Annotated in this window: 23 protein-coding genes; 22 read left to right on the top strand and 1 reads right to left on the bottom strand. The window is 69.4% G+C overall.

Going from position 1 to position 17560, the window contains the following annotated elements; translation table 11 throughout:
• Positions 1–19 precede the first annotated feature (19 nt).
• The 6 genes from AB0F88_RS16840 (at position 20) to AB0F88_RS16815 (ending at position 5927) form a co-directional block, all read left to right on the top strand.
• Complete coding sequence (locus AB0F88_RS16840; protein ID WP_362683863.1) at positions 20–2482, top strand: hypothetical protein; 2463 nt, start codon at positions 20–22, stop codon at positions 2480–2482.
• A gap of 10 nt (positions 2483–2492) precedes the next feature.
• Positions 2493–2789: a hypothetical protein gene (locus AB0F88_RS16835; RefSeq protein WP_362683860.1), complete on the top strand. Its 297-nt coding sequence runs from the start codon at positions 2493–2495 to the stop codon at positions 2787–2789.
• A gap of 352 nt (positions 2790–3141) precedes the next feature.
• Entirely contained in the window at positions 3142–3798 is a 657-nt protein-coding gene (locus AB0F88_RS16830; protein ID WP_362683857.1) for a hypothetical protein, read from the top strand.
• A gap of 115 nt (positions 3799–3913) precedes the next feature.
• Entirely contained in the window at positions 3914–4711 is a 798-nt protein-coding gene (locus tag AB0F88_RS16825) for a hypothetical protein (protein ID WP_362683854.1), read from the top strand.
• Positions 4702–5244 carry a hypothetical protein gene (locus AB0F88_RS16820; protein ID WP_362683851.1) on the top strand — a complete coding sequence of 181 codons (543 nt, stop codon included), beginning with the start codon at positions 4702–4704 and terminating at the stop codon, positions 5242–5244. The genes AB0F88_RS16825 and AB0F88_RS16820 overlap by 10 nt, the downstream gene beginning before the upstream one ends.
• A gap of 305 nt (positions 5245–5549) precedes the next feature.
• Positions 5550–5927, top strand: a complete 378-nt coding sequence (locus AB0F88_RS16815) for a DUF4262 domain-containing protein (protein ID WP_362683848.1) — start codon at positions 5550–5552, stop codon at positions 5925–5927.
• On the opposite strand, the gene AB0F88_RS16810 is transcribed toward AB0F88_RS16815, so the two are convergent.
• Positions 5924–6400, bottom strand: coding sequence for a hypothetical protein (locus AB0F88_RS16810; RefSeq protein WP_362683845.1), 477 nt, complete (start codon positions 6398–6400; stop codon positions 5924–5926). The genes AB0F88_RS16815 and AB0F88_RS16810 overlap by 4 nt on opposite strands.
• Before the next feature lie 137 nt (positions 6401–6537).
• Between AB0F88_RS16810 and AB0F88_RS16805 the strand changes: the two genes are divergently transcribed.
• From AB0F88_RS16805 to AB0F88_RS16730, 16 genes are all read left to right on the top strand, one after another.
• Complete coding sequence (locus tag AB0F88_RS16805; protein ID WP_362683842.1) at positions 6538–6789, top strand: hypothetical protein; 252 nt, start codon at positions 6538–6540, stop codon at positions 6787–6789.
• A gap of 257 nt (positions 6790–7046) precedes the next feature.
• Positions 7047–7706, top strand: a complete 660-nt coding sequence (locus AB0F88_RS16800) for a hypothetical protein (protein ID WP_362683839.1) — start codon at positions 7047–7049, stop codon at positions 7704–7706.
• An 11-nt stretch (positions 7707–7717) separates the two neighbouring features.
• A complete protein-coding gene (locus tag AB0F88_RS16795) occupies positions 7718–8023 on the top strand; it encodes a hypothetical protein (RefSeq protein ID WP_362683836.1) in 306 nt (101 codons plus the stop codon).
• The gene (locus AB0F88_RS16790) at positions 8023–8385 is read left to right on the top strand and encodes a hypothetical protein (protein ID WP_362683833.1); all 363 of its coding nucleotides are present in this window, start codon (positions 8023–8025) and stop codon (positions 8383–8385) included. The genes AB0F88_RS16795 and AB0F88_RS16790 overlap by 1 nt, the downstream gene beginning before the upstream one ends.
• Positions 8386–8405: 20 nt before the next feature.
• The gene (locus AB0F88_RS16785; RefSeq protein ID WP_362683830.1) at positions 8406–8855 is read left to right on the top strand and encodes a hypothetical protein; all 450 of its coding nucleotides are present in this window, start codon (positions 8406–8408) and stop codon (positions 8853–8855) included.
• Positions 8856–8942: 87 nt separating this feature from the next.
• Positions 8943–9281, top strand: a complete 339-nt coding sequence (locus AB0F88_RS16780) for a hypothetical protein (protein WP_362683827.1) — start codon at positions 8943–8945, stop codon at positions 9279–9281.
• Positions 9275–9703, top strand: a complete 429-nt coding sequence (locus tag AB0F88_RS16775; RefSeq protein WP_362683824.1) for a hypothetical protein — start codon at positions 9275–9277, stop codon at positions 9701–9703. The genes AB0F88_RS16780 and AB0F88_RS16775 overlap by 7 nt, the downstream gene beginning before the upstream one ends.
• A gap of 102 nt (positions 9704–9805) precedes the next feature.
• On the top strand, positions 9806–10432 hold the full coding sequence (locus AB0F88_RS16770) for a hypothetical protein (protein WP_362683821.1): 627 nt from the start codon (positions 9806–9808) through the stop codon (positions 10430–10432).
• Complete coding sequence (locus AB0F88_RS16765; protein ID WP_362683818.1) at positions 10425–10787, top strand: hypothetical protein; 363 nt, start codon at positions 10425–10427, stop codon at positions 10785–10787. Before AB0F88_RS16770 ends, AB0F88_RS16765 begins: the two co-directional genes overlap by 8 nt.
• Positions 10784–11410 carry a hypothetical protein gene (locus tag AB0F88_RS16760; protein ID WP_362683815.1) on the top strand — a complete coding sequence of 209 codons (627 nt, stop codon included), beginning with the start codon at positions 10784–10786 and terminating at the stop codon, positions 11408–11410. Before AB0F88_RS16765 ends, AB0F88_RS16760 begins: the two co-directional genes overlap by 4 nt.
• 10 nt (positions 11411–11420) lie before the next feature.
• Positions 11421–11888, top strand: coding sequence for a hypothetical protein (locus tag AB0F88_RS16755; RefSeq protein WP_362683812.1), 468 nt, complete (start codon positions 11421–11423; stop codon positions 11886–11888).
• A 73-nt stretch (positions 11889–11961) separates the two neighbouring features.
• Positions 11962–12186 (top strand): hypothetical protein, encoded by a 225-nt coding sequence (locus AB0F88_RS16750; RefSeq protein WP_362683809.1) that lies wholly within the window; start codon positions 11962–11964, stop codon positions 12184–12186.
• A gap of 136 nt (positions 12187–12322) precedes the next feature.
• Positions 12323–12763 (top strand): hypothetical protein, encoded by a 441-nt coding sequence (locus tag AB0F88_RS16745; protein ID WP_362683806.1) that lies wholly within the window; start codon positions 12323–12325, stop codon positions 12761–12763.
• 580 nt (positions 12764–13343) lie between these two features.
• On the top strand, positions 13344–16013 hold the full coding sequence (locus AB0F88_RS16740; protein WP_362683803.1) for a hypothetical protein: 2670 nt from the start codon (positions 13344–13346) through the stop codon (positions 16011–16013).
• Positions 16014–16489: 476 nt separating this feature from the next.
• Positions 16490–16966 carry a hypothetical protein gene (locus AB0F88_RS16735; protein ID WP_362683800.1) on the top strand — a complete coding sequence of 159 codons (477 nt, stop codon included), beginning with the start codon at positions 16490–16492 and terminating at the stop codon, positions 16964–16966.
• A gap of 3 nt (positions 16967–16969) precedes the next feature.
• Positions 16970–17557, top strand: coding sequence for a hypothetical protein (locus AB0F88_RS16730; protein WP_362683797.1), 588 nt, complete (start codon positions 16970–16972; stop codon positions 17555–17557).
• Positions 17558–17560: the final 3 nt, after the last annotated feature.

Below are 17560 nucleotides of genomic sequence, written 5' to 3'. Positions count from 1 at the left end.
CCTCCCTTTGGAGTATCCCTTGAGCAATTGCGGCTGTAGCCGACGATGTGATTGCGTCGTCATCGCCGGTGACAACATCACCGTCGCAGGCGACGGAGGCACCGGCACCCCCTACGTCATCAGCGCTACCGGCGGTGGCGCGGTCACCTGCGATCAGGTGAGGCCATGCCTGTCGGCCGGGCCGGGCGCCACCTACGACCCGGTGACGGGTGTGATCGCGGCGAACGTGTCGACCGACGCCGGGAACCAGGTGACGATCGGCACCGACGACGGCCTGTTCGTTCCCGCCGGCGGCGGGGCTGTCACAGCGCTGGCGGTGACAGACACACCCAGCGTCGACCTGGAGCTCACCGGTACCGGTGCCGCGGGCGACCCGTACACGGTGGCCGCTGACGTGGTGCTGGATCCGGCTCCTCCGGGTGGCGGCACGAACCTGCTCCACGAAAGCCCCGACGGGCTGTTCGTCGAATGCGCCGACGTCCGGACCTGCCTGTCGGCCGGGCCGGGCGCGACCTACGACTCGGCCACGGGTGTGATCGGCGCGAATGTGTCCCCGGCAGCGGGAAACCAGGTGGCGATCAACCCTGATGGCGGGTTGTTCGTTCCCGCCGGCGGGGCGGGCGGTACAGCGCTCGCCGTCACGGACACGACCACCGTCGACCTGGGGCTCACCGGGACCGGTGCCGCTGGTGACCCGTACACGGTGACCGCTGACGTGATCCTGGACCCGGCGCCGCCCGGAGGCGGCACCAACCTCCTGAAGGAGGGCCCAGACGGGTTGTTCGTCGAATGCGACACCGTACGGACCTGCCTGTCAGCTGGCGACGGCATCGAATACGACCCGGACACCGGCGAGATCAGCGCGTTCCTGTCCGAGGACCCGGGCAACCAGGTGGAGTTCGGCAGCGACCGCGGCCTGTTCGTTCCCCCCGGCGGGGCAGGCGGTACAGCGCTCGCGGTGACGGACACACCTACCGTCGACCTGGGGCTCACCGGCGACGGGTCAGCGGGTGACCCGTACACGGTGACCGCTGACGTGATCCTGGACCCGGCGCCGCCGGGCGGCGGCACCAACCTCCTGAAGGAGAGCCCGGACGGGTTGTTCGTGGAGTGCGCCGATGTGCGGACCTGCCTGTCGGCTGGTGACGGCGCCGCTTACGACCCGGCCACAGGTGTGATCACCGCGCGGTTGTCCGGCGACGCCGGGAACCAAGTGGAGATCGGCGGTGACGGCGGCCTGTTCGTTCCGGCTGGCGGGGCGGGAGGTACGGCGCTCGCGGTGACGGACACGGACACGGTTGACCTGGGCCTCACCGGAACCGGCGCTGTCGGCGACCCGTACACGGTGACCGCTGATGTTGTCTTGGATCCGGCGCCTCCCGGTGGCGGTGCGAACCTCCTGAAGGAGGGGCCGGACGGGTTGTTCGTGGAGTGCGCCGATGTGCGGACCTGCCTGTCGGCTGGTGACGGCGCCACCTACGACCCGGCCACAGGTGTGATCGCGGCGAATGTGTCTCCGGCCGCGGGCAACCAGGTGGTGATCAATCCTGATGGTGGGTTGTTTGTTCCCACAGGTGGCGGGGCTGCTACGGCGCTCGCGGTGACAGACACGGACACGGTTGATCTGGAGCTCACCGGGACCGGTGCGCCTGGCGATCCGTACACGGTGGCCGCTGATGTGGTGCTGGACCCGGCGCCGCCGGGAGGCGGCGCAAACCTGCTCCACGAAGGCCCCGACGGGTTGTTCGTGGAGTGCGCCGATGTGCGGACCTGCCTGTCGGCGGGCAACGGCGCCGCCTACGACCCGACCACAGGTGCGATCACCGCGCGGTTGTCCGGCGACGCCGGCAACCAGGTGGCGTTCGGCGGTGACGGCGGCCTGTACGCGCCGCCCGCCGCGTCGGCCGCACTCGAGGTCAGCTGCGGTCTGGCCGGCAACGGATCAGCTGGGGCGCCGCTGGCGGCTGCGGTAACCGCGTGGCCGTACCCGTGCGACCTGGACGCGCAGGGCGGCCTGGTCTACTGCGACTCCACGGGCACCCTGCGATCGGAGCCGCGCGCCAAGTACCAGTACTTCACCACCTCGCTCAACGAGCTGATCCCGGGCAACCCGGCGGTGCCGACGACCACCACGACCGGCGGAACGACTGTCGCCACGCGGACGCTGGACATCACCAACCCGGACCCGTGCCGTCCGGCGATCGCCATCACCTCGGTTGAGGTGGACGTCGATTTCGTGATTCCGCCAGGCGGCCGGGCGGGGCACTTCGTCTACGGCGACGAAATGTATCGATTCGAAAATCGTGGCTCCGCGACCGTTTCGGACGTCCACACCCAGACCACCAAGGTCGTCGGTAACACCACGATTCCGCCGGGCGGCACGGTCACGGTCTCGGTGGATATCGGACTCGGGTTCGGCGCGGGGGGCGCCACCTACAACAGGGTTCAGAGCTTTATTCGCGCGATGGTTTTCGCGCTCTAAAGGGGGATGGATGAAAAAGCGCAAAGATGAGCACACGCGGTATTTCCGCACGCCAAGCGGCAGCGTTGGTGAGATCGCTGATTCTCACGCGGATGCTGGAGGGCTGCCCGACGGAGCGGTGGAGATCACCGAGAAGGAGTTTAAGGAGGCGCGTGCCTCCTGGGAGGCTGGTGTCGCCGATCATGTCGCCGGCCTGGAGGCGGCGGACGCTGAGCTGGCGCAGGAAGCCTACGAGGCGCTGCGCACCGCGGGAATTCCCGAGAAGAGCGCGCGGCGCCTGTCCGGGTTCCACGCTCAACCGTCGTAGCCGCTGAGGTCCGCCTGCGGGCTCCGGGGCAGGAACGCCTCCGCTCACCCCTGGTGAAGCGGGGGCGTTCCTGCGTGGAGGGCGCTGAGGGGCCGGGGTAGTCGGTCGGCCCCGGCGCACCCTGACGTGGTCAGCCCCCACCCGCCGTCGACCCGGCCATGCTCCCAGCCGCCGCGCGCAGATCTTAGCGAGCGCGAGCCCGGACATGCCGCATGGGCCGATCTGCGGAACCGGCGTCTCGTGCGGATACGCTGGCCTTCACTGGATAGCCGCTGGTCGTGGGCCGGGCGCAGAACTCCGTCAGGAGGTGCGTCCGTTGCCGGCGACATGTTGGAAGTCGATTCACGGGCTGATGGTCCGCGCCACGAAGGTGGACGCGTGCGGCATTCCCGTCGTCGGCCCGTGTTCCGTCGTGACGACCGACGGTCTGATCACCGCCTCATACTCGCCGGAGATCGCCGAGGGCGACGAGATCGAGGTCAAGAACGCGGCGGGCCGCATCTGCATCAGCTCGAAGGACTGCCCGCAGCTGAAATGGGTGAACTTCGAGATCACCCTGTGTGGCGTCGACCCGGACCTGTTCTCCTTGCTGTCGGGGTATCAGACGGTGCTGGACTGGGAGGGCAAGTCGGTCGGTAACCGCATCGGCGAAGACATCCTCTGCGCGGGAGGTGTCGGCTTGGAAATCTGGTCGGAGGTGCCGGGGGAGACCTGCGGCGCGTCGGGCCTGCCGAGCTACGGCTACTTCCTCATCCCCTGGCTCAAAAACATGATCATCGGTGATTTTGAGATCCAGAACGGTGAGACGACGTTCACCCTGACGGGCCGCAGCGAAAAGGGCTCCGGGTGGGGGGTCGGGCCTCACGACGTGGATCCGACGAGCGCGGCCAACCCGCCGGTTCCCGGCCCGCTGCTGACGCCGATCGGCCCCAAGGACCACCTGGACCTGCACCTGACGACCGTGCCGCCGCCGGCGGCGGTGTGCGGCTGCCAGCCGCTGGCCGCGTAACAGCCTGGGGCAGGTGTTCGAGCTGGGCTCCTTCCCGCGGCCCTCGCGGGAAGGAGCCCGCGGTTTCGGTGGGGCCTCCACCGAACCCGCGTGATCGGAAAGGATGGGGTGGCCGGTGAGCCTGACCGATCACAGCCCGTGCTGGCCGGCCCCTGACGCGGATCCGACGTGCTGCCCAGGCTGGGAGAGCGCCGACCCGGCGTTGAAAGCCCGCCTCGGGAAGATCGCTGCGCAGATCCTGTCGCCGCTGACCGGCGGCCGGTACGGGGTGTGCGAGCTCACCGTCCGCCCCTGCGGGAAGACCTGCGGCGGCGGGGGGCCGCTCGACGTCGGCGTGGGGCCGCCGTTCTACCCGCTGCTGACCTCGGACGGCTGGGTGAACTGCCGCGTCTGCTCCGGCGCCTGCTCCTGCTGTCACGTGTGCAAGGTCGACCTGGACGGCCCCGCGCAGACGATCGTCCGCGTCCTCGTCGACGGCGTCCAGTTGCCGCCGGAGGCGTACCGCATCGACAACCATCGCGAGCTCGTCCGCGTCGACGGCGGATGCTGGCCCGAATGCGCGGACCTGACCGCGCCGGTCGACGACGTCGACGGCGGCGCGTTCGCCGTCACCTACACGCGCGGCCTGCCGTTGGACGAGGCGGCGATGCACGCCTACTCGACGTACGCGTGCGAGCTGCTGAACGCCTGCCGCGGGGATGACTGCTGCCGCCTTCCCGAGCGCGTCACCACGATCACCCGCCAAGGGGTGACGGTCGGTTTCGTCGACCCGATGACGTTCCTCGACGAGGGCAGGACGGGCATCCCCGAAGTGGATCAGTGGATCGCGTCGGTCAACCCGTACGGGCTGCGGCAGCGCTCCCGGGTGCTGTCGCCTGACCGGCCGAAGCTGCGGAGGACCTCGTGGCCGTGAACCTCGACCAGGTCGCGTTCGACCTCGCCGCCGAGCTGCTCGGCTGCTTCTGCGCCGCCCTGGAGGAGAGCACGGCGGGCGCGGCCTGCCGGTGCAGCCTCCTGGCCGGTGCGAACGTCGCGGCGGACCTGTGCTGCGACTGCGGCGACGGCAACGGGCAGGCGTGGGTGCGGGTGGCGGAGATCTGGCCGACGACCGCGACGTGGCCGCAGCGGCTCGCCCAGATGGAGAAGTGCCCGCTGAACCTGTGGGCGGTTGAGCTGGAGATGGGCGCCTACCGCTGCGCCGCGAAGATCGACAACCGGGGGCGGTTTCCGAGCGCCGCCCGGCTGACCCGCGACGCCGAGGTCGTCATGGACGACGCGGCCGCGATGCGCCGCGCCGCGAACTGCTGCTTTCGCACCAGCGAGGCGGCACGCCAGTCGGCGCGCAGGTTCATCGTCGGTGGGTGGCGGCCGCTCGGCCCGGAAGGCGGATGCGTCGGCGGCCAGATGTCGGTGACGGTGTCGGCCTACGACTGCTGCCCGGCCTAGGGCCACGCCCGCGAAAGCAGAAACCGCAGGCGCGGCGGATCTTACGCATAACAAACAGACTCATGATTCTTTATGTAAATGAGACATGGGAACAATCGACTACCGACACCCCACACCTGTAGTGTATGAATTGCACATCAAAACCCTCCATGAAAGGAAGAGTCATGAACGATATGACCTGCGGAAACCACGCTTCTCCCGGCCTTTCCTGGTGGGCTCCTGCAGTCCAGTGGGGGTAGGCGAATCATCAAACGCGAAGGGCCTCCGTCACCATGGCGGAGGCCCTTCCTCGTATCCTGGCCCGCGTGCAGCAGAGCATGCGTGAAGTCTTCCTCGACCAGGTGCGGCAGATCATCGCCGAGCACGGGCACGCCGTCCAGGCCGTGCTCGGCGAAGGCGGCATGCCGGACCTGTGCTACACGGTCGGCCTCACCGAGCGGAACCTGCCCGAGCTGGCCGCCCTCGGCGCCGCGGAGGGGCTGGCGCACGTGACGCTGAACGTCCTCGCCGCCGCGCTCACCCCCGCCATGACCTTCGGCGGCGCGGTGGCGCTGTCGCTGCCGACCGGCCCGGCCCGGGTGATGCTCGCCCCCGTGTCGGACGCCGCCGTCGCCCAGCTGACCGTGGCCACCGCCCTGTACGGGCAGCGGGTCCGGGCGCTGCAGGTGGCGTTCGCGTTCTAGCGGCCGCCGGCTCTGGCGCGGTGGGCCGGGATGACGCCGGCGCACGCCGACCGCCTGCCGAGCATGCTCAGCACCTGTGACAGTCCGGTCCGTCCGCGTGTCCACGGCAACGGAGGACCGACGAACATCAACGCCCGTTTTTGCCTGATGGCCTCGTCGCACCAGGGCGCCGGGTCGGTGATCGTGATCCCGGTGACGAACGACAGGTCGCCGCCATCGGGGTCGGGGCAGCGCACCTCCACCTCGCCGCCGGGGCCGATGCTGATCCGCCACTGCTCGCCTCGCGCCGGGTGCAGTGGCATGGAGGCGAGGCCTTCATCGACGGAGAGCGCGACCGGCGGCAGTCCGAGGAAGGCCAGCAGCGGCAGCAGGTCGGCCGCCGGATCGCCGACCTCGGGGGACACGTAGAGGGCCGGGGGAAAGTCGTCGACGTCGGGCAGCAGCGCCCGCACGTCGAACACGTCGTGGCTCATAGCAACCGATTGTGTCCCGTAGGTGACCGGCTCGCCGTACGACCGCACTTATGCAGGTGTTTCCGTCAGTCACGCCGCGTATCCTCCACATGACGGATGACAATCATCATTGTCTCCTCCTGGGAGGTGTGAACGCCATGACGATCCCCTGCCCGTTCACGACCTGCGAGTGCCTCCATGTCGGATGCGAGTACGGCTGGATCACTCTGCCGGGATCCGACGGCAGCGACTTCGTCCGCCCCTGCCCGACATGCAGGCCCGAGGTCTCCGCCCACCTGCGGATGGGGAGAGGGTCCGGCGCCCAGGTGCGGGCACAGCTGCGTCACCTGCCGCGTCCCTCCCGGGTGGCGGGGAATTCCACGAAAAGACGCTCCTCCCGCAACGTGTAGTGAAACACTTGCAACCGTACCCACACATCTGTAGTGTATGAATTGCAGAGGGTTGGACGGCTCACGGGGGAGGCTCGCATGCCCGCACGGCTCGACGTCGGCCCCACGGACCTCGACGTCCGGCTGCCGCCGGCCAAGCCACTGCCCGCCCCCCAGGCCGCCACCGGCACTCGAGGTGGGGCCTGTCCGACAGCCACGACCCGTCACCGCAAGGGCGCCCGCTTGGGGCGCCCTTCGCATGTCCGCAAGGAGAACTCGTGCTCCCTGATCACCAGAACGAACTCCTCGGCCCGGGCCGGTCCGGCACGGCGGGGGAGACCCCGACCTGCCCGGCCTCCCAGCAGGGCACCCACAGCCCGCCCCGTCGAACGCCTCCCGCCCTCCCCGCCGTGGCCGCCCCCGACTGCGGCCGCTGCGGCGACACCGGCGTCATCGACGAGGTCATCATCCCGCGCCTGGACCTCACCGCTGAGCGGCTGGAGAAGCTGACCTGCATGTTCGAGGCCGCCGCTGACGCGGTCGACGAAGGCCGCGACTCACACGCGCGGAACCGGGCCGGCGTCACCCAGCTCCTCACCTGGGCCCTGTCGGGCGTCCCCGCCCAGGGGTGCTGCTCCTGCAAACGCGGCCGGAGCCAGGAGGTGCAGGACCGCACCGAACAGCTCCTCGGCGAAGGCGCCAACGCGCAAGAGGTGCTGCTGCAGCTGATGCCGGTCGCTCGCGCCCTGTACTGCATGTGGGCCAGCCACCAGCTCGACGAGACGGCGCCGTTCCGGCCGCAGCGGCAGGCCCGCGCCGCGGAAGAGGCACAGATCCTGCTGAGAACCACCGACCCGTGGCTTCGTGACGCGCTGGCTTTGTCCTGGCGGCGAGACTTGCAGGTGTACGCCCCCCTGGTGACAGGCGGTGGCCACTGATGGCGCTCACCATGGGAGAAGCACAAGCCGTCGGCGACCTGCTGGGCTTCCTGTTTCGCAGCTCGTGCGATCCGGTGCGCGCGCTGAACGGGGCGGAGTTCCTCGCCAGCCAGGCCCGCCAGGTGAGGGCCGGTATCAGGCCTGAGGAGATCCAGGCCGGATGGCGTCGCTTCGAGCGGAGCGTCACCCTGGACGCCGTCGTCCGTACCGAGATCGACGCGTTGCACCGGGCCGGACAGCTGACCGCCGTCGCCGTCGCCCGCCTGCACGCCGCCCTCCTGCCCGCCGGGAACACCGTGCCGACCGGGGGGCGCTGATGAGCGGCGGAAGCGGCCTGGTGCCGCTGACCGACGACGAGCAGCAGGCCGCGGAGCGGGTCATCGCCGGGTACTTCGAGGTGAAGATCCGCGAAGCGGAGGAAGCCGCCGTTCAAGCAGCGGCGAATGTTCGCGCGGCCAAAGCCACCGCCGCCGCCTGGGACACCACTCGGACCCTGTGCGGCGTGGAGGCTTTTGGCGTGGTCGCCATCGCTTCCACCCGCCTGATCGAGGCGGGGGAAGCCCTCATCGCCGGGGGCGGCAGCACGGGGGACTACGAGCGGCGGCGCGACGACCAACGCCTGGTATTCCGCTACGTCCGTGAAGTCCTCGGTCACGACATGGAAGGACACCAGTCGTGATGGGAAGAGGTGGCATCAGCATGAAGCCTGCCCGCATCGGCGCCCTGACCTTCATTGTTCTGGCGCTCCTGGCCGCTTCCTCGTCCTTCGGATCACCTGGGCCTGCGACCGAGGCCGCCCGGCTGACAGCCGAGCCTTCCTCGACCGCATGCGAGCAGGCGCGGGCCGCGATGGTGCCCGCCCTGCAGCTCGCCCAGGCCGCGATCGAGAAGACCAGCGCCGGTGACGCCAGGCTGGCCAGCATCAGCACAGCACGCGACATGCTGACCAGCGCCCACGTCATCGCCACGGTGAACGCCTGCCTCACCGCCGACCGGGCGGCAGGGACCACGCTGACGGACGTCTGCGCCGGGGTCGACGAAGCTGTGCTTCGCATCTCGGAGATCCGCACGACCGGCCGCGCCACCGCTGACGACCGCGTCGCCCTCACCCGCGTCCTAGGTGAGCTGAACACCTTCTTGGCGCCCTGACCTCACCTTTCTGGCGTCTCGAACCGCTGGCTCAGCGTCGCCTGGCGGCGCCCCCTTGCTCCTGTGACTCGTGAAAGAGAGACCCCCGTGCCTGTGACCGACCTGCACAACCGCCCCGACCCCGCCTACAGGCAGCGCCTGGTCGACCAGAGGGAAACCGTCGCAGACCTGATCGGCGCGCAGGCCGCCGCCGACGAGAAGCTCGACGAGATCGACCGTTGCCTCAACGACCTGCTGCGCCGCTCCACCGGAGCCCTCCACGATCTGAACCACGCCGACTACGAGGACGCCGCCGAGGACGTGGAAGCCATGCGCCGCGCGATGCGCAACCTGAGGCGCATCACCGCCCCCCTGCAGGCCCGCGTCGATGGTCTTCTCGCCGTTCAGCACGCTGACGCCGCCGGCTCCGGCGACCCCTCATGCTGATCGCCGAGCCGGTGCCGTGGGAGGGCACGATCGCCCGATGCAACCTCGTCGGCCGCGACCAGGTGTGCATCGTGCACGCGACGTCCAACCGCCCGGACGGCCTGCCCGCCGAACTTCGCGACGACAACGGCGAACCGATCGGCGTGGCCGACGAGGTGTGGATCGACGACCAGCACCTGATGCGTGCCCGCGGCCGCCTCGACGCCGCCACCGACGCCGGACGCGACGCCGCCGCCCGTCTCGTCTCCGCCCGGCACGTCGCCGTGCACCTGGGCGACGCCCACACCCGGCGGCTGCGCGAGGCCGGATCCGACGTCCTCGACATCGTCTTGTTGACCGGCTGGCGCGTCGAGGCGGTGCAGCTCGTCCGCGCCGACCAGGCCCCCTGGGATGAGGCGGTCATCACCGCCGCCCCTGCCTGACAGGCCGTACGGGTGCCACCAGCCGATCTGCGGCCGAGCCCCTACGGGGTTGGGGCTCGGCCGCCGATCCTGCCTATCGCTGATGCTGAGGAGAACCACACGATGCTCAACTCCAGCCACGCCGAGCCGCTCCTGCTGCTCGGCGTGGACGACACACCGAATCTGGTCGGCTGGCAGGTGACCGCGACCAGCGTCCTCGCCGGGCAGGTGGTGAAGGGGGTGATGCTGCCCGCTACCGCCGCAGGCCTGCTGCGGCTGCACCCGGACGACGGCGACGCCCCGCTGCTGGAGCTCGACCCGGCACGGTGGCGCATCACACCAAGGGTGAGCCTGCAGGAGCGGCGCCGCCAGTCGCGGCGCCTGATCCACTGCCCCAACGGCCTGCTCATCTACCGGTACGGTGATCTGCCCACCACGCAGCTGGCCACCAAGACGATGTTGCGGCGGCTGCGGCGCCGCCCCGCGACGGGGCAGCCGCCGATCGCGTCGTACATGATGCAAAAGGGGTACGCGCCGCTGTTCGCCGTGGCCGACTCCCAAGAGCTGCCGCCGCTGCCGCCGGCCCGCCAGGCCGCCTGGATCCTGGCCCGTACGTGCGCCCGCTGCGCCAGCCGGAGTGACCGGCCCTACGAGAAGACGGAGCGTGACCAGCAACGGTATTGCCCGCCGTGCCAGCAGCCCGCGGCCGAAGAGTGGCAGCAGCAAAACCGCGGGGGCGGACATGGGTGACGTCGAGCAGCACGTGTGCGTCGCCCGCTACTGCGGCCGTCTGATCCCTGCGCACTGGGTGATGTGCCCGCAGGACTGGGCTCGGCTGCCGCCCGAGCTGCAGGCCGAACTGCCGCGCGCCTACCAGGAACGGCGGCAATGGTGGTCGAGGTATGTGCGGGTGGTCGGCGCGGCTCGTGACGTGGTCGACGAGGCGATGGGACGTGTCGTGGCGTGCGGCCCGGCCGGCGAGGCTGCCTCGCTGGGGGAGCGGGCGCGCCACCTGCGCGAGCAGCTCGCACCGGCGAGGGCGACTGACCGGCAGAACTTCATCCTCAATGACGCGAAGTACGACCCTTTGGGAGGGACGCCATGACGGACACGACCACCATGACGACGGTGAGGGTCGGCGACCACACCGTGCGGGTGCATCTGCCCGAGGACGTCGACGGCTGGCTGGCCGCCGTCGCCGCCCTGGACACGCTCGGGGTGCACAAGCAGGTCGCGGCCGAACGGGTTCAGGTCCTCGCGCAGCTGGCCAGCGAGGTGGTTCACCCAGCGGACCAGCTGGTGTTCACCGAGGTCGCGGCAGAGGGCGGAGAGGTCAACGTCGCTCATGCGGCTGACGTTCTCACCGTCTTCCTGGACGACTACGTCCGGGACGTCGCGGCCCCGCTCAGCGCCTCTTCACGACGGCCCCGCACCCGGCCGAGGGGTGTGTCGCGCAAGCGGCGGCACTGGGCGTCCTGGCTGCCGTACGTGTGGCGGGGCGTGCACGAACGGGTCGCGGCGCGGTACGGGATGTTCTGGGAGCCGTGTCCGGTGTGCGGGCGGCCGTTCGGTGGGCACGAGTGGCGGCGGGTGAAGGGCCGCCCTGACGCGCTGCCGGTGCCGGGTTCGCTCGGCGAGTGGTCGGCGATCTGCCCGCGCTGCACCCGCAACGGGTACGGCGCCACCCGGCACCCCGACGGACCGTGGACTGTCGGAGGCGGTGTCTAGCATGCCCGGTATGACGGGAAGAGGAAAAGCGGGGGAGAGCTGGCAGGAAGGTGACCTGGTCATCGCCCTGGACGGCGCCCTGTGGGTGCGCGCCTACGAAGAAGATGAGGTGAAGGGCTGGCCATGGGGCTACCCCGGTGAGACGGCGCGTTCGTTCACCGGCGGGGCAGCAGGCGTCAGCGGGTCTGTGCCCGAAGACGTCCCGGTGCGTCCGCTGACGCTGCTGGTGCGTAACGGCCGCCCTTACTCGCCCGTTGAGGACCAGGCGCTGTCCGCCGCTCAAGCGGTCGGGTCAGGCGGCTTGTACTTCCCCGCGGCGGTGCTGCGCCCCGACGTGCCCGGCCCGGCCGCGGCGAAGGTGTGGACGGCGTTGAGTGACGACGTGGTCGTGGTCGACGCCCCGGGCATGGCGGCCGCACTCGGCGCGGGTGATCTCGTCGCCCGGTTGCTGGCCTGGCACAACACCGAACCCGCTTGAGAGCGCAACACGTTCGGCCACTCAAGGCCGCCCTCGGTGGAAACGAGGGCGGCCTTCTGCTTTGCTGCTGGTCATGGGCTTGACCGTGAAAGCGAACGCGCCGGTGCTGGGCATGTACGACGGCCAGCAGTACGACGTCGCGGACTCGCCGTTCATCCGCAAGGTGATCGCGTCGGGGAAGCTGACACTGCTGGCGGACCCCTCCTCGCCGGGGGAGGAGACCGGCTCCTCCGACGGCGGCCCGGGGCCGACGGCCGAGGAGCCGCTGACGGTGCGGGGCAGGGCGCGCAAGCCGTGAACGACCTCCGGCTGGTCGCCGACCCGGACGCCGAACTGGAGGCGCTGCGTCAGCCGCCCGACATCGAGCTGACGGTGAAGGTCCGCGAGCCCGACTACGACGAGGCGGCCTGACCCGCCCAGAACAAGGGGGTGTGGTGGCGACGTACCGGGTGCGGGTCCGCAACAACCAGGCGGCGCTGAACCGGTTTCTGCGCTCCCCGGACGGGCCGGTCGTCCAGCACGTCGGCGAGATCATGCGGGAGACGGCGAACCTCGGCCGGCGCACCATCCGCGTCGATACCGGCCTGGCCCGCGACACGATCTACAGCAACGCGCTGGGGCTGGCCAACCATGTGGTGGGCCGCGCCGGGTCGCTGGCCCCGTACGCCTACTGGCTGGACGTCGGCACGGGCATCTACGGGCCGACCGGCAAACCCATCGTGCCCAAGCGGGCGAAAGTGCTGGTGTTCACGCCGAAGGGCTCCAACGTCACAGTGTTCGCCGCGTCGGTGAAGGGCATCAAGGGCGACCGGTGGCTGCGGCGGGCGTTCACGCTCGCCTGCCCGTACCCAGTGGCAGACCTGGCGCCCACGTAGGGGTCGCCATAGTGTTCGCCGAAAATGGGGCGAATATGGCCCATAACCTCCCAGGCTGAAAACCTTCGGGCTTTGGTGAGAAGCGGTCTATCTGGTCGTAGCAGGGGCCCGTGGGCCGGCTAAAGGCTGGCCGGTTGCGTTGTGCATGCCGAACGGGGCGAGGCGCCACGGCGTATCAGGGGCGGGCCGAGTTCGAGTGGCGTCAGCCTCGTGGCGGTCGGCGGAGACAGTGACCAGATGAGGCCATGTGGTGGTGGCGTTTATGACGGTCTTGCGCGTGACGCATGGGGCAGAAGTGACGCAGAGGGGGTGAGGCGCCCTTTGGCTGCCGGCGTGGCTCGCCGGTCCGGCTACTTTTTTGGGCTTGGACCTGCGGCTTCGCATTAGTCGAGGTCTGCTGCACAGGCTGTTTGATCTTGGCCGGGTGGATAGCGGATGGGTATGGAGCAGTCCGTAATTAAATGAGAACTTCGTTCGGTTTGTTTCGGTCTGACCTGACTTGTTGTAGTCATTGTGTGTATCGACGCCATTGCTTAGCGTCATCGGCGTGGGCCCGCAGGGCCCGGCCGGGAGGCGTGCGATGGGGTTTTTGCGCAGTAGGACCACAGGATTTTCCGCGGCCGTCACGACGACGCTGAACCACCCGTGGAATTTGTGGTGCCTGCGCGGGGATGAGGCCGCGCTGGTCGACACGAAGGCTCTGCAGTGGCGCAAGCCGCTGGCACAAGCGTTCGACGGGGCGTTCGCCACGCTGCCCGAGCCGTTCGCCAGCTGCAGCGACGGCCTCATACGTCTTAGCTCCCTCTCCACGCTCTTCCTGGCCGGCGACCAGTGCCTGGAGCAGGACTCGAACAAAAAAGTCCTCTACCAGGGGCCGATCACCAGCTACCCGGGCCTGGGGTCTTACATCCCGGCCGCGTTCCGCAGCGACCTCGACATCGCCGTGCAAATGCCCGCCCTCTACGACACACGCCGCACCCTGCTGATCAAGGGCGATCAGTGCGCGGTCATCATGTGGGGCCAGGGCGTGGGCTATCAGGGCCCGCTGTCGGGGATGGAGGGCGCCGGGTGGAAGAAGCTGCCCAAGGACATGAGCGGCGACTTCGATCACGCCATCATGTGCTTCCCCGGCGGGGGGTATCGGACCCTGTTCATCAAGGGCGACAAGGTGATGGACCTCGACTGGGGCCAGGGCCCCATAGCCGTGGGCACCTGGGCGGAGGTCCTGCCCGGACTGGCCGCCCTGCCCGCCGACTTCCAAAAGCCCCGCTTGCCGGCCGCCGGGCGTTTCTCCGGCACTACCGGCGGGACACGGGTCGAGCTGCGCGTCGATCTGGAGGGCGAGCTGCCGGTGGTGTCGGGGGACTTCTTCACCGACGGCGACTACCGCAACTCCTTCGTCCTGGAGGGTGATGAGCCCCTCACGCTGCCCGCCACCATCACCGGCGTCGCGAAGTTCGCTTCCGGCACCAGCGCGCCGCTGATCTCGGTGCGGGTGGACAAACTCGCCCCCGGCGCCGTGGCCACCCTCACCCGCAGCGCCGAAGACAAAACGAACGCCATCACCTACACCTGCTCGTATGCCTCCCGGTTCCTGCGGACCATCGACTGGGAGGTCGACGTCATGGCGGGCACCACGCCGGCCGGCCAGTACGCCACCACCACTCATCCTCGCCCGCCTGGCCTGGCCAAGAAGATCGTCACCGTTCAGTCGGCCTACGCCGATGCCGGGATCGAGGTGCGCACCTCCGGCGCCGTCAACGAGGTCGCCGTCGATGAGACGGGCCCGGACCTGAAGTGGTCGGACGCCGAACTGCACGCCGCGATGGTCAGCAACTTCAGCGGCCACGCGAACACCGAGCAGTGGAAGCTGTGGAGCCTCGTCGCCACCCGCTACGTGGAAGAGGGCGTCCGGGGCACCATGTTCGACCACGACGACGAGGACGACTCCCAGCGGCAGGGGGTGGCCATGTTCAGCGACGAGATCCGAGACCAGGGATATGCCGGGACGCGCATGGAGATCCGCACCTACGTCCACGAGATCGGTCACGCCCTCAACCTCAAGCACAGCTTCGACAAGAACGCGGCCATCCCCCCGCAGCCGCTCGGGCCGCGCGACGGTTACGGCGACCTGTCGTGGATGAACTACGTCGACGCCTACCAGGCCCCCGACGGGGAAGAAGGCGAGGAGGCCTTCTGGAGGGACTTCACCTACCAGTTCACCGACAACGAGCGGCGCCACCTGCGCCACGGCTTCTACTACGACGTCGTCCCAGGTGGCCATAGGATGGGGACGAACGCCGCTGATCGCCCGTTCCTGAAGGAGTTCGCCCTGCCGCCGGCGAGTGGGTCGGGATTGCGGCTAGAGCTGTCGGGACGCAGCGCCTTTTCCCACGGCGAGCCGGTCGTGGCCGAGATCAAACTGTCGCTGGACGGCAGCACCTCCCAGGCCGAGGCCTTCCCCACCCTCAGCCCCCGCCGCGACAGCCTGACCATCCTGGTCACCGACCCGGCCGGAGCGATCCGCCCGTTCCGGCCCCTCGCCCGCTCCTGCGGCAGTCTCGACCAGACCCTCACCCTGAACGCCGACACCCCCGCCCTCTACGACAGCGCCTACATCGGCTACGGCGCGGGCGGCCTGACCTTCCCCGAGCCCGGCACCTATCGGCTGCGCGCCCTGTACCGGGCCCCCGACCACTCCACCGTCACCTCCCCCGAACTCACCATCGACATCCAGGCGCCGACCGACGAGACCGACCAGAAGGCCGGTGACCTGCTGAGAGGCTCCCAGCAGGGCACATTGCTGGCCCTGTTGGGATCGGACGCCCCGCAGCTGGCCGAGGGCAACGCCGCCCTGGACGAGCTCATCGCCACCTACCCCGACCACCCGCTGGCGGTGTACGCGCTGACGGCCAAGGGCACCAACGCCGGACGCCACTTCCTCACCCTCACCGAGGACGGCATCGGCGTACGGCCCGCCGACACCGACACCAGCATCGCCCAGCTCAGCGAAGTCGTGGCCACCACCCTCGACCCCAGCACCGACGCGGGCGTCGACAACATCACCCTCAACGCCACCATGCGCCGCCTGGCCCGCGCCCATGCCCGCGGCGGCGACATCAAGGAAGCCGACGCCGTCTTGGACCAGCTCGTCGAGGTCTTCCGCGACAAGCACGTCCCCGACCCCGTCCTGGCCACCATCACCGAACAAGCCGAAGCCACCCGCACCCAGCTGCACGACCAAGCCTGACAGCACACAGCGCCCCCGACCCGAGCCGGGGGCGCTGTGTCGCTGACTCCAGCACTACCGATCACAGGCCTCCCTTTCCACCTCCATGGGTGGGCGCATCCAAAGGTACGGCGTCACCATCGTGACCGGAACAATGAGGCATAACGGGGCCGTATTTTGACCTTGACTGTCTTTCGGCCGCAGTCAAAGTTTCGAAAAATGATCTCTGATGGCGTGGAGCCTGGTAAGAAATTCCTAACTGTTTGCGCTAGTTAGAAAGTTTCGTCGTCACCTACCTCGCCGTCGAGATCCTCATCGCAAAGCATGGCTCACAGACTCTGCGGATCAACTCAAGCGGTTTCCGCTTATATCCGCCTGATTTCCGGCCAGTTCGAATGTTGCCTAATGTAGTGGCACCCTCACGCTTCGGCGTTCGAGCAGGTCGCCGCGCACGCGATGATGAGGGCGTCAGGGGATCGAGGCGTTCAGGGGGAACGATGAGCGAAGTGGCTGTGAAGGACGACGCCCAAATGAGCGGCGAGAACGATGAAGGGGTCGTCGTTGACCCTGACCTGGTGTTCACCACCCCGCCCAAGCCGCACCTGTCGACGGAGTCGACGGTGGAGCGGACCGTCGGTTTTCAGCTCGACGGACAGACCTACTACTTGATCAAGCCGCGTAAGTGGGAGGACGCGCTGATGGCGTTGGAGGAGACCGCGGCCCGGCGGGCGACCGGCGCGGACGTGTTGTGGCAGGGCTGGGACTTCCTGCAGACCGTCGTCACGCCCGAGTCGCTGCGCAGGCTGATGGGCCGGGCCCGCGACGACAGCGACGACTTCGAGCGTAGCGACCTGTTCGACCTCATCCCGAAGATCATTCGGAAGTTGCAGGCGAAGGAAACCGCCGGGAAGGCGGCGGTGCCGCGCCCGGCGCGGGCACGTGCCGCCCGCTCGGCGTCCGCGCCGCGCGAGTAGCCGGTGGAGCAGTGGCGGTCGGCGGTCCTCGGGCCGCCGGCGTCGTTCGTCCTCGACGACGAGGTCTACGAGCTGTCCGGGGCGTGGCAGGTGCTGCTGGAGTACCTGCCGGCCGAGCGGTGGCACATGTTCGTCCTGTACGGGCTGCTGCACCCGCTGGACGCCGAACGGCTGTCGGACCGGCTCGACGACGACGACGATCCGCTGACCCGCCAGGAGGTGCGGGCGGTGGTCGAGCGGCTGGTGCAGCAGGCGACCGGCCGCAAGTGGTGGGTCGCCCAGCGGCTGTACGCGACGTTGGCCGCCTCCTGGGGGGAACTGGACGGGCGGCTGTCGCTGCGCGGCGTAGAGCTGGCGGCGATGCTGCCCAACCCGGCCCGCGTGTGCAACCTCGTGTACGGGTGGCTGGTCGACGGCGCCGACGAGCAGGGGCGGCGCCGCCTGGACATGCAGCTGACCCGCCCTCCGGCGGGGATGTCGAGACGGCAGGCGGCGGCGGCCTGGTCGCCGCAGGAGCAAGGACGGGCGTTCATGGACGCCTACCGGTCGCAAGGCGATGCGGGAGGGCGAAGCCCGGTCCCCGTAGCCTAGGGC

The organism is Streptosporangium sp. NPDC023963 (assembly GCF_040639135.1).
Lineage (GTDB): Bacteria > Actinomycetota > Actinomycetes > Streptosporangiales > Streptosporangiaceae > Streptosporangium.
Note: the sequence above shows the minus strand (reverse complement) of the source record. Positions and strands in the feature narration are given on the sequence as shown.